The sequence below is a fragment of the Microbacterium sp. Bi128 genome, assembly GCF_918698205.1.
Genome location: NZ_CAKKMM010000009.1, coordinates 20,323 through 32,140, shown reverse-complemented (window position 1 = coordinate 32,140; position 11,818 = coordinate 20,323). Strand labels below are relative to the sequence as shown.

At 70.0% G+C, this 11,818-nt stretch carries 9 protein-coding genes; 8 read left to right on the top strand and 1 reads right to left on the bottom strand.

Annotation, left to right across the window (positions count from 1 at the left end):
- Window positions 1-124: 124 nt before the first annotated feature.
- Window positions 125-1,438, top strand: coding sequence for a dihydrolipoamide acetyltransferase family protein (locus LQV45_RS01825; protein WP_230005467.1), 1,314 nt, complete (start codon window positions 125-127; stop codon window positions 1,436-1,438).
- Between the two features lie 190 nt (window positions 1,439-1,628).
- Complete coding sequence (locus tag LQV45_RS01820) at window positions 1,629-2,270, top strand: hypothetical protein (protein ID WP_230005466.1); 642 nt, start codon at window positions 1,629-1,631, stop codon at window positions 2,268-2,270.
- A 72-nt stretch (window positions 2,271-2,342) separates the two neighbouring features.
- On the opposite strand, the gene LQV45_RS01815 is transcribed toward LQV45_RS01820, so the two are convergent.
- Window positions 2,343-3,785, bottom strand: a complete 1,443-nt coding sequence (locus LQV45_RS01815) for an MFS transporter (protein ID WP_230005465.1) — start codon at window positions 3,783-3,785, stop codon at window positions 2,343-2,345.
- A gap of 126 nt (window positions 3,786-3,911) precedes the next feature.
- Here LQV45_RS01815 and LQV45_RS01810 point away from each other — a divergent pair, with 126 nt between their 5' ends.
- The 6 genes from LQV45_RS01810 to LQV45_RS01785 all read left to right on the top strand — a co-directional run bounded on the left by LQV45_RS01810 (window position 3,912) and on the right by LQV45_RS01785 (window position 11,815).
- Window positions 3,912-4,961, top strand: coding sequence for a LacI family DNA-binding transcriptional regulator (locus tag LQV45_RS01810; protein WP_230005464.1), 1,050 nt, complete (start codon window positions 3,912-3,914; stop codon window positions 4,959-4,961).
- A gap of 93 nt (window positions 4,962-5,054) precedes the next feature.
- Entirely contained in the window at window positions 5,055-6,347 is a 1,293-nt protein-coding gene (locus LQV45_RS01805; RefSeq protein WP_230005463.1) for an ABC transporter substrate-binding protein, read from the top strand.
- 67 nt (window positions 6,348-6,414) lie between these two features.
- Entirely contained in the window at window positions 6,415-7,299 is an 885-nt protein-coding gene (locus LQV45_RS01800) for a carbohydrate ABC transporter permease (protein ID WP_230005462.1), read from the top strand.
- Window positions 7,300-7,305: 6 nt separating this feature from the next.
- Window positions 7,306-8,199 (top strand): carbohydrate ABC transporter permease, encoded by an 894-nt coding sequence (locus LQV45_RS01795; RefSeq protein WP_230005461.1) that lies wholly within the window; start codon window positions 7,306-7,308, stop codon window positions 8,197-8,199.
- The gene (locus LQV45_RS01790; RefSeq protein WP_230005460.1) at window positions 8,196-9,236 is read left to right on the top strand and encodes an NAD(P)-dependent alcohol dehydrogenase; all 1,041 of its coding nucleotides are present in this window, start codon (window positions 8,196-8,198) and stop codon (window positions 9,234-9,236) included. The genes LQV45_RS01795 and LQV45_RS01790 overlap by 4 nt, the downstream gene beginning before the upstream one ends.
- Window positions 9,233-11,815, top strand: coding sequence for a glycoside hydrolase family 78 protein (locus LQV45_RS01785; protein ID WP_230005459.1), 2,583 nt, complete (start codon window positions 9,233-9,235; stop codon window positions 11,813-11,815). Before LQV45_RS01790 ends, LQV45_RS01785 begins: the two co-directional genes overlap by 4 nt.
- The last annotated feature ends 3 nt before the right edge of the window (window positions 11,816-11,818 follow it).

Below are 11,818 nucleotides of genomic sequence, written 5' to 3'. Positions count from 1 at the left end.
ACGGCATCCGTGGGTGTCGTCGCCAAGCCCCCGTGGACCGCGAGACTGCAGCCCCCTGACGAGACAGCGGCATTCCGCCGCCGTCTCGTCAGTGAGATGCTGTCTCGCGAGCAAAGGACACACCGTGACCGAGCAGACTTTCGTCCTCCCCGACGTCGGTGAAGGACTCACCGAGGCCGAGATCGTCCAGTGGCGCGTCGCGCCCGGCGACGAGGTGGCCGTCAACGACGTCCTCGTCGAGATCGAGACCGCCAAGTCGTTGGTCGAACTCCCCTCGCCCTTCTCCGGAACCGTGGGCGAGTTGCTCGCGACCGAGGGGGCTACGGTCGAGGTCGGCGCCCCGATCATCACGATCGGATCGGTGGATGCCACGCCCCCCGCGCCCGCGGCACCGACCACGGTCCCCGAGGCCGACGACCCGGGCGGCGCCGTCCTGGTCGGGTACGGCACCGGCGGCGCGGTGTCGTCGCGGCGGCGGAAGCCGGCGGAGCGCCCGGTCACGGCATCCGTGGGTGTCGTCGCCAAGCCCCCGATCCGCAAGCTCGCCCGCGACCTCGGCGTCGACCTGGCGACGGTGACCCCGAGCGGTCAGGCCGGCGAGGTCACGCGCGATGACGTGGTGAGGCACGCCGAGCAGGCGAGCGTCTTCCGCAACATCGAGACGCCCGAGTGGGGTGCCGTGCGCGAGGAGACGATCCCCGTCCCGGCTCCGGCCGCCCCGGCGCCCGTCGACGACGCGCGCGAGGAGTCGATCCCCGTCCGCGGCGTCCGCAAGGCCACCGCCAACGCCATGACCTCGAGCGCGTACTCGGCCCCGCACGTGTCGGTGTGGGTCGACGTCGACGCGTCGCGCACGATGGAACTCGTCAAGCGTCTCAAGGCGTCGCCCGACTTCGCCGACGTGAAGATCTCGCCGCTGCTGATCATGGCGCGCGCGGTGATGTGGGCGCTGCGCCGGACGCCGATGATCAACGCGGCGTGGGTCGACACCGAGGACGGCGCGCAGATCCGCGTGCGCCACTACGTCAACCTCGGCATCGCCGCGGCGACCCCGCGCGGCCTGCTGGTGCCGAACATCAAGGACGCACAGGCGATGAACACGCGCGAGCTCGCCAAGGCGCTCGAGAACCTCACCCTGACCGCCCGCGAGGGCAAGACGAGCCCCGCCGATCAGACCGGCGGCACGTTCACGATCACGAACATCGGCGTCTTCGGCGTGGATGCCGGCACCCCGATCATCAACCCCGGCGAGGCCGGGATCATCGCCCTCGGCGCGATCCGGCAGAAGCCGTGGGTCGTCGACGGCGAGGTGCGCCCCCGCTGGGTGACCACGGTGTCGGGCTCTTTCGATCACCGCGTGGTCGACGGTGACGGCATCTCGCGGTTCATCGCGGACGTGGCATCCGTGCTGGAGGAGCCGGCGCTGCTGCTCGACTGAGGCGCGGATCGGGCGTTGCCAGGTTTCTGCCAGGGTTTCCCGCGATCGCCGTCGTGACGCGGATCTCGTCGCTCGCGCTGCGCCGCATTCCGGCATCCCGTCGGGTTCTCGCCCATCCGATCTCGGGCCGTCTTCGGATGACCCCACATGCGGCGGAAGCGCCGTAGACGGAAACGGAAAGGGAAACCTGATGCGTACGTACAACACGAAGACCCGAATCGGCATGATCGCTGCGGCCGGCACCGGAGCGGCGGCTCTCGCCGTCGCCGGACTGGCGCTGCCGGCATCGGCCGACGACAACGTCACCGCGACGGATGCCTCGACGACCGCGACGCAGTTCGTCGACGCGTCCGACCCGTTCTACACCTGGGTGAGCGGCCTCATCGAGAGCGGCGACTTCACCGCCAGCCCCCAGACCTCGGTCGGTGACATCGCGAACATCGGACCCCTCGTGCAGGGTCCTCTCGTCAGCGACTCGCTCAACGGCGACGTCGCCTCGGGCAACCAGACCCCGGTCGTCTCGGGCAACGACACCACGGCGCCCATCGGTTCCGGTAACGACACCTCGGCGCCGATCGGTTCGGGCAACGACGTCGGCTCCGGTAACGACGTGGCGGCCCCGATCGACGCCCCCGTGGGCTCGGACAACGACGCGGACGTCTCGACCGGTGACGCGGACGTCTCCACCGGTGACGCCGACGTCTCCACGGGCGACAACGGCGCCTCGGTGGACGACATCTCCGGTTCGGTGGATGACGTCGTGGGTGACGTCACGTCCGGTGTCGATGATGTGGTCGACGGCGCGCTCGACCTCGGCGGCATCCTGCGCTGATCCGCGCGAGATCTCAGCGGCGTCGCCCTTCGGGGTGGCGCCGCTTCCGCGTGGAGCGGCGGCGGAGTCGGCTCACTCCGGCAGGGACGGGTGCTTCTCGATCGGGCTGCGGCGCGTCGGGATCAGCAGCGCGAGGACCAGCGCGACGATGGCCGCGCCCAGGCCCAGCGCGAACGAGACGCTGAAGGCCTGCGCGGTCGGTACCCGGGTGTCGCCCTCGCCGGTCGAGAGCGTGGCCAGGACGACCCCGACGATCGCGGCGGCGGTGCTCGTCCCGAGCGAGCGAGCGAGGGCGTTGAGCCCGTTCGACGCGCCGGTCTCGCTTGGCGGAACCGACCGCATGATGAGCATGGGCATGGCGGCGTAGCCGAAGCCGATGCCGAAGCCGATGAGGATGTTGGCCACGACGAAGTGCCACACCTCGGTCGAGAACACCAGGCTGAACCCGTAGGCGACGATGAGCGACACCGCGCCGGCGACCAGCAGCACACGTGGCCCGATCGTGCGCGCCAGGGCTCCCGAGAGCGGCGAGAGGACCATCATGACCAGACCCGACGGCATCACGACGAGACTCGCGGCCAAGAGCGACAGGCCGAGGCCGACACCGGTGGCGACGGGCAGCTCGAGCATCTGCGGATACGCGACGTTCGAGGCGAACAGCGCGAAGCCCATCGCGATCGACGCGAGGTTGGTCAGCAGCACCGGGCGACGGGCAGCCACGCGGAGATCGAGCAGGGGGCTGTCGATGCGCAGTTCGTACCAGCCCCAGACGAGCAGGATCAGGATGCCGCCGGCGGCCAGTCCGAGGGTGAGCGGCGACGTCCAGCCCCAGGTGTTGCCGCGCGACACGGCCAACAGCACACCGATCAGTCCGACCGCGAGGCCGGCGGCACCGAGGTAGTCGAATCGACCGGCCGTGCGCAGCACGCTGACCGGGACGATCCACGCGGTGAGGGCGAAGACGATCGCGCCCAGCCCGCCAGCGATCCAGAACAGCCAGTGCCAGTCGGCGTTCTCGGCCACCAGAGCGCTGATCGGAAGTCCGAGGGCGCCACCGACCCCCAGCGTCGCGCTCATCAGCGCGACCGCGCTGTCGACGCGGTTCTCGTGGAGCACGTCGCGCATGATCGAGATGCCGAGGGGCACCACGCCCACGATTGCTCCCTGCAGGGCTCGACCGACGATCAACCCGATGATGCCCGGAGAGAGAGCGGCGATCACGGAGCCGAGCATGAGGACGGCCAGCAGAGCCAGCACGATCCGCCGCTTGCCGTACATGTCGCCGAGGCGGCCCGCGATCGGGGTGATGACGGCAGCGGCGAGGAGGGTCGACGTGACGACCCAGGCGGTGTCGTCGCGCGAGGCGTTCAGCAACTGGGGCAGCTGCGACTGAATGGGCACCACGAGGGTGAACATGAACGACGAGCACAAGCCGGCGAGGGCCAGGACGAGCACGACGGGGCCCTGCGGGGTGCCCCGGGACAGTCTTCTGCGCGCGTTCTCGTCCCGTGACATCGATGCCAGGTTATCCGCCCGGGCCGGGCAGGCGCGCCCGCGGGCTCCGTTTTGAAGCGCATCAAAGTCGCTCGTCGATCCAGTAGCATCCCAAACAGACGGTCGGGGTCGACGAAGGGGGCGCGGGTGCCGAACGGGAAGCAGACGCCGAGCATGTCGGACGTCGCCCGGGTCGCCGGTGTCGCTCTGGGGACGGTCTCGAACGTGCTCAACCACCCGGCGAAGGTGTCGCCGGCCACCCTCGCGAAGGTGCAGGGGGCGATCGCCGAGCTCGGCTTCGTCCGCAATTCCAACGCCCAGCAGCTGGCGGCGGGGCGCTCGAGCAGCATCGGTCTCGTCGTCATCGACATCAGCAACTCGCTCTTCGTCGACATCGCGCGTGGCGCTCAGCGCTTCGCAGCCGAGCTGGGCATGAACGTCCTCGTGGCCAACAGCGACAACCGCGCCGATCAGCAACGGGCGGATCTCGATTTCTTCGACGAGGCCCGGGTCAGCGGCATCCTGCTCGCCCCGATGGAGGATGCCAGCGGCGACGTCGCCCGCATCCGCAGCCACGGCCGCCCGACCGTCGTCCTCAACTACGACTCGGGCAAAGGCGACTGCTGCCAAGTGCTCGTCGACAACGAGCAGGTCGGCTACCTGGCGGCGCGCCACCTCATCGACATCGGGCGGACGCGGCTGGCGTTCGTCGGCGGACGCGACTACCTGCAGCCCGTGGCCCTGCGCCGTCGGGGTGTGCGGCGCGCGGTCGCCGAAGAGGGTGGGCGCGTGTCGCTGCAAGAGGTCCCGACCGAGAACCTCGATCCTCCCGGCGGTCTGCGGGCGGGGGAGGAGCTGGCCGAAGAAGTGCGCGCCGGCCGGCTCGACGGGGTCATCGCCGTCACCGACCTGCTGGGCATGGCGATCATCCAGGTCTTCAACGCGCAGAGCATCGAGGTGCCGCACGATGTGGCGGTGATGGGATGCGACCACAACTCGGCCGCGTGGGGCGGGATGATCCCGCTGACCTCGGTGCAGATGCAGGGTCTGGACATGGGGCGGGAGGCGGTGCGACTGCTCATGGCCGAGATCGAGGACGGGCCGGCGCATGAGCACGTCACGACGTTGCTGCAGCCCGAGCTCGTGATCAGGGAGAGCACGGTCGGTCGCCCGCGAGCCGTGGCCGGGGAAATCTGAAGCGTTTCAAAAAGTTCTTGACGATGTCGTGACGGCCTTGCATAATCCTCTTGAAGCGCTTCAATGAGCGAGGCGCGTTTTCGAGGAGGAAAAGTGTCCACAGCATTCACGCGCTCACGTCGGGCCGCCGCGATCGTCGCGACCGGTGCCGCCGCGGTCCTGGCTCTCACGGCATGCGCCGGTGGCGGCAACGCCGCCGGAGGGTCGTCGTTCTCGTTCCTGGTCAACCAGGAGAACACCACGATCCCCGAGCTGCTCACGAGCCTCAGCACCGACCAGTGCAAGGCCGAGAACGAGGCGCAGCCGTTGCAGGTCGAGACCGTGCCGCAGACGCAGCTCGACCAGAAGCTGCAGCTCCTGGCCGGCCAGAACGCGCTCCCCACGCAGTACGCCGCGGGCAACGCGCCCGCGCTCACCAAAGAACTGGCCAAGGGCGGCCAGGTGCTCGACCTGAACAAGACCCTCACCGACCTCGGTGTCATCGACAAGATCGAGCCCGCCGCGATCTCGACCATCGAGCAGCTCTACGGCGGCTTCAACGTCCTGCCGTACCAGTACAACATCGAGGGCATCTGGTACAACAAGAAGCTCCTCAGCGACAACGGCATCCAGGCGCCCGAGTCGTGGGACGAGCTCACCGCCGCCGCTGCGAAGCTGCAGGGCGCGGGCGTCCAGCCCTTCGCGGCCTCGGGCGAGCAGGGCTGGCCCCTCACCCGCCTCATCAGCGGATACATCTTCCGCGACCTCGGTCCCGACGCCCTGCAGAAGGTCGCCGACGGCGAGGCGAAGCTGACCGACCCCGAGTACGTCGCCGCCGCCCAGGCGGTCGCCGACCTGGGTACCGCGGGCTACTTCGGTCAGGGCGTCGGCTCGATCGACTACGACACCGCGTTCAACACCTTCCTCACCGGCAAGGCCGCCTTCTTCTACATGGGCAGCTGGGCGCTGGCGAACTTCGCCGACGCGTCCGCGAACCAGATCGGCTCCGAGAACATCGGCTTCCTGCCGTTCCCGAACGTCACCGGCGGCGCCGGCGACTCGAGCCAGACCCCGGCCAACGTCGGTCTGCCGATGGCGCTGTCGGCGAAGGCGTACAACGACAACACCGGCAAGTGGCTGACCTGCATCGCGAACAACTACGGTGCCGAGTCGCTCTCCGAGGCCGCCACGATCTCGGGCTTCAAGGTCGACGGTGACGTCAAGGTCGACGACCTGACCGCGCTGGTCCAGGATCGGATCTCGTCCACCCAGGAGTCGGTGCTGTGGTTCGAGGCGCTCTTCAGCGCCAAGGCCACCGAGACGAGCCAGAAGAACGCCGCACAGCTGATCACCGGTGCGATCTCGCCGCAGGACTTCATGGGCCTCGTGCAGGCCGACCTGCGCTGACGCATCCTCCGGGGGTGGGGGCGGCCATCACCGCCCCCACCCCTCGCCCCACCTCTAAGGAAGACCCATGCACAAAGTCCTCGGCGATCCGCGCGCCATCGCGCTGCTGCTCGGCCCGGCACTCATCGTCTACACCCTCGTCATGCTCATCCCGGTGGTGTGGTCGCTCGGCTACACGCTCTTCGAGGGCAACGCGATCTCGGGGTTCGAGTTCGTCGGGGCCGACAACCTGGCGCGCTTGTTCACGGACCCCCGCGTCGGCGAGGCGCTGCGGGTCACGCTGCTGTACGCCGTGATCATCACCGTCGGCCAGGTGCTGCTCGGGTACCTGCTCGCCCTGTTCTACGTCTTCGTGCTCCGCAACCGCGGAAGCGTCGTGCGCACCCTGGTCTTCTTCCCCGTCATCATCCCGACGGTCGCCGTGGCCCTGATGTTCCAGAAGCTGTTCGAGGTGGCGCCGCAGACGGGGCCCGTGAACGCGCTGTTGAACGTGTTCGGGGTGGCATCCGTCGATTGGTTCGGCAGCCCGGTGAGCGCGATCGTCGTCCTGGTGATCATGGACCTCTGGCGCTCGATGGGCTTCTACGCCGTTCTGCTGTACACGGGCCTGCTCGACATCCCCGACGACATCATGGAATCGGCGCGGCTCGACGGGGCGAACGGCTGGCGTCTGGTCCGCAGCATCGTGCTGCCGCTGTCGCTGCCGGTGCTGCTGTCGTCGGTGATCTTCTCGATCAACGGCACGCTCAAGGTCTTCGACTCGATCGTCGCCCTGACCAACGGCGGACCGGGGACGGCCACGACGCCGTTGACCCTCTACATGTTCCAGACCTCGTTCAGCTACGGCGAATACGGCTACGGCGCCTCGATCGCGCTGCTGCTGACGATCCTGTGCCTGATCGTGACCGTCTTCATCTTCCGGTCGTCTCGCCGCGACGTCACGAAGGGCTGATCCCGCATGTCCACCGCCACCCTTCCCCAGTCCCCCGACCGGCTCCGCGCGCGCCGCAAGCCCGCCCCGCGGGCCGGAGCCCTGCGCCGCACCCCCGGCACGGTCCTGATCGTCCTGCTGGTCGCCATCGAGGTGCTCCCTCTGCTGTGGCTGCTGATGAACTCCTTCAAGAGCCAGGACGAATTCCTCAACGCCCCCACGTGGGCGCTGCCCCGCGAGCTGAACCTGCAGAACTACGTCGACGCGTGGGTCACGGGCAACATCGGCCAGTACCTCGGCAACAGCATCGTCGCGGTGTTCCCCGCCCTGGCCCTCATGCTGCTCCTCGGCGTCGCCGCCGGCTTCGTGCTCGAGGTCATGGTCTTCCGCGGGCGGAGCGGCATCCTGCTGCTGTTCCTCGCGGGCATCATGGTGCCCGGTCAGATGATCCTGCTGCCGTTGTTCTCGGTCTACTTCCAGGCCGGGATCACCGGTTCGCTGTGGCCGCTCATCATCACGTACACCGCGACGGGTCTGCCCCTCACCGTGTTCATGATGGCGACGTACTTCCGCGCGATCCCGCGCGAGGTGTTCGAGGCCTCGACGCTGGACGGCGCGTCGATCTTCCGGTCCTTCTTCTCGATCGCGCTGCCCATGGCGCGCAACTCCATCGTCACGGTCGGCCTCGTGCAGTTCTTCTTCTTCTGGAACGACCTGCTCATCGCCCTGACCTTCACCAACTCCTCGCAGTTGCGCACGGTGCAGGTCGGATTGCTCAACTTCACGGGGCAGTTCGGCGCGACGCAGTACGGGCCGCTCTTCGCCGCCATCTGCATCAACGTCTTCGGCATCCTGGCCATCTACCTCGTGCTGAACCAGCGCATCATGGCGGGCCTGGCCAGCGGCGCGGTGAAGGGATGACCGCCCCGGCGACGATCCGCGCGGCCGTGATGACGGCGATCGACACGACCGAGATCGAGACGCGGCCCGTGCCCACCCTCGGCGCGCACGAGGTGCTCGTCGAGGTGCGTGCCGTCGGCATCTGCGGCTCCGACGTGCACTGGTACCGCGACGGGCGTATCGGCTCCACGCGCGTCGAGGATCCGCTCGTGCTCGGGCACGAGGCATCCGGTGTCATCGTCGAGGCCGGCGCGGACGTCTCGCGCGACCGTGTCGGCGCCCGCGTGGCCCTCGAGCCCGGCGTCCCGTGCGGACGATGCGCGCAGTGCCGTGCCGGTCGGTACAACCTGTGCCCCGGTGTGCGCTTCTTCGCGACCCCGCCGATCGACGGAGCTTTCGCGACGCACGTCGTGATCGCCTCCGACTTCGCGCACGACGTGCCCGACGCCCTCGACGACGACGAGGCCGCGCTCATCGAGCCGCTCGCGGTCGCCCTGTGGGCCGTCCGGAAGGCGGCGGTCGGGATCGGCGACCGTGTGCTCGTCAGCGGCGCGGGCCCCGTCGGCCTGCTCGTGCTCCAGGTCGCGCGTGCCGCGGGTGCCGAGGTGCGGGTCAGTGACGTCTCTGCCGAGCGGCGGAGCGTCGCCACCGAGCTCGGGGCCACCCGGGTCATCGACCCGCTCACCGAGCCGCTCCCCACCGACACCACGGTGCTCATCGAGTGCTCGGGGGTGTCGTCGGCGATCCGCGCCGGGATCACGGCCCTGGCCCCCGCCGGCCGTGCGGTGCTCGTCGGCATGTCCGCCGACGGTGACGTGACGCTGCCGCTGGACGTGATCCAGTCGCGCGAGATCGCCCTGACCGGCACGTTCCGCTACGCCCACCAGTACCCGGATGCCATCGAGCTGGCGGCGACCGGCCGAGTGAATCTGCGCCGCCTCGTGACCAGCGTGCACGCGCTCGGCGACGTGCACACCGCGCTCCTCCTCCCCGGGGGAGACCGCACCGCCCTCAAGCCCATGATCCACCCGCAGCAGGATGAGACGACCACCGCATGACCGTTGACGTATCCCCCCTCACGTTCGAGCACCTCCGCGATGCCCTCGGCATCGGTGTGGCCGCTCCGCGGCTGTCGTGGAAGACCGACGCCCCCGCGGGGTGGCGGCAGACCGCGTACGAGATCGAGATCGTGACGGAACGCGGCGTCGAGACTTCCGGCGTCGTGCAGAGCGCCGAGTCGGTGCTCGTCGACTGGCCCTTCGCGCCGCTGGCGTCGCGTGAGCGTGCGACGCTGCGCGTCCGGCTCTTCGGCGCGGGCGACGCGGCATCCGAGTGGTCGCTGGCCGCACGTGTCGAGGCGGGACTCCTGGATGCCGAGGACTGGATCGCCGGTGTGGTCGGTCCCGACTGGGACGAGGAGCCCGAGTCGCTGCGGCGTCCTCCGCGTGTCCGCCGGTCGTTCGAGGTCGCCTCGGACGTCGCGCGCGCCCGCCTGTACGTCTCGGCGCACGGCCTGTACGAGGTCGAGATCAACGGCCGCCGGGTCGGCGACGACGCGCTGTCCCCCGGCTGGACCGTCTACGGCGAACGCTTGCGGTACTACACGTACGACGTGACCGAGCACCTCCGTGCGGGAGCGAACGCGATCGGCTCGTGGCTCGCCGACGGCTGGTACCGCGGGCGTCTCGGCTTCCACGGCGGGTACCCCAACCTCTACGGCAGCGACATCGGCCTCATCGCTCAGCTCGAGATCGAGCACGCCGACGGCACCCGGACGGTCGTCGCCACCGACGACGCGTGGGAGGCGGCCCCGAGCCCCATCCTGACCACCGGCATCTACGAGGGCGAGCACTACGACGCACGCCTGCAGCGGGCCGATTGGGCCGCCGCCGACGCCGGAGACTGGACGCCCGCGCGCCTGCTCCCCGTCGACCACTCCACGCTCGTCGCCCCCGAGGGGCCGCCGGTGCGCTGCACCGAAGAGCTCGAGCCGGTCGCGGTGACGCGGTCGGCGACGGGTGGGTGGGTCCTCGACTTCGGCCAGAACATCTCGGGGCGTCTGCGTCTGCGGGTCGCGGCCGACGAGGGGCAGGTCATCACGCTCCGGCACGCCGAGGTCCTGCAGGACGGCGAGCTCTACACCCGACCGCTGCGCGGGGCCGCGGCCACCGATGTGCTGGTCGCGGACGGCGAAGAGCAGGAGTGGGAGCCGCGGTTCACGATCCACGGCTTCCGGTACGCCGAGGTCACGGGGTGGCCGGGCGAGGTCGCGCCGGGCGCGATCGTGGCCCGGGTGTACCACACCGACATGGAGCGCACCGGCTGGTTCGACTCGTCGGATCCGCTGCTGAACCGCCTCCACGAGAACGTGCGGTGGTCGATGCGCGACAACTTCGTCGACATCCCCACGGACTGCCCGCAGCGCGACGAGCGCCTCGGCTGGACCGGTGACCTGCAGGTCTTCGCGCCGGCGGCATCCTTCCTGTACGACTGCTCGGGGATGCTGCGCTCGTGGTTGCGCGACGTCGCCGTCGAGCAGCTCCCCGACGGAACGGTCCCCTGGTACGTCCCCGTCATCCCCGGCGGCGAGGAGTGGACGCCGATCCGTCCGGGCGCCGCGTGGGGCGACGTCGCGGTCCTGACGCCGTGGACCCTCTACCGGCAGTTCGGCGACGCGCGGATCCTGCGCGACCAGTACGACTCGGCGCGCAAATGGGTCGACCTCGTGGCGCGCCTGGCCGGCCCGTCCCGACTGTGGAACACCGGTTTCCAGCTCGGTGACTGGCTCGACCCCGCCGCGCCTCCGCACGACCCCGCGGATGCCACGACCGACCGCTACCTCGTGGCGACGGCGTACTTCGCGTGGTCCAGCCTGCACCTGGCGAAGTCCGCCGAGGTGCTCGGCCGGGCGGAGGACGCCGCCACGTACGCGCGCCTGGCCGCGGGGGTCCGCGAGGCCTTCCGCGGGGAGTACGTCACGGCCTCGGGGCTGCTCAGCAGCGACGCGCAGACCGCGTACGCGCTGGCGATCGAGTTCGAGCTGTACTCCGATGTCGCCGAGCGCGACGTCTGGGGCGCACGCCTCGCCGAGCTGGTGCGCGCCGGCGGCAACCGCATCGCCACCGGCTTCGCCGGCACGCCGCTCATCACCGACGCGCTGACGCGTTCCGGGCACGTCGAGGTCGCCTACGACCTGCTGCTCGAGAAGGAATGCCCGTCGTGGATGTACACGGTGCTGTCGGGCGGGACGACCACGTGGGAGCGGTGGGACAGCCTGCTGCCCGACGGCACGGTCAACCCCGGGGGCATGACCTCGTTCAACCACTTCGCCCTCGGCGCGGTCGCGGACTGGATCCACCGCACCGTCGCGGGGCTCGCCCCGGTGGAGCCCGGCTATCGTCGCATCGCTTTCGCGCCGCGACCGGGTGGCGGGCTCACCCACGCGGCGGCCGAGCACGAGACCCCGTACGGACGTGCGGCGGTCGCGTGGCGCATCGAGGACGAGCAGCTCCACGTCGAGGTCCGCGTGCCCACCGGCGCGACGGGCGTCGTCAGTCTCCCCGACGGTCGCGAATTCGAGGTCGCCGCGGGCGTGCACACCTTCGCCGCGCCGGTCCCGGCGCCCGTCGGCGCGTGAGCG

Coding starts and splice junctions, on each gene's coding strand:
- LQV45_RS01820 (WP_230005466.1), top strand. CDS start 1,629: ATGCGTACGTACAACACGAAGACCCGAATCGGCATGATCGCTGCGGCC.
- LQV45_RS01815 (WP_230005465.1), bottom strand. CDS start 3,785: ATGTCACGGGACGAGAACGCGCGCAGAAGACTGTCCCGGGGCACCCCG.
- LQV45_RS01800 (WP_230005462.1), top strand. CDS start 6,415: ATGCACAAAGTCCTCGGCGATCCGCGCGCCATCGCGCTGCTGCTCGGC.
- LQV45_RS01795 (WP_230005461.1), top strand. CDS start 7,306: ATGTCCACCGCCACCCTTCCCCAGTCCCCCGACCGGCTCCGCGCGCGC.
- LQV45_RS01790 (WP_230005460.1), top strand. CDS start 8,196: ATGACCGCCCCGGCGACGATCCGCGCGGCCGTGATGACGGCGATCGAC.
- LQV45_RS01785 (WP_230005459.1), top strand. CDS start 9,233: ATGACCGTTGACGTATCCCCCCTCACGTTCGAGCACCTCCGCGATGCC.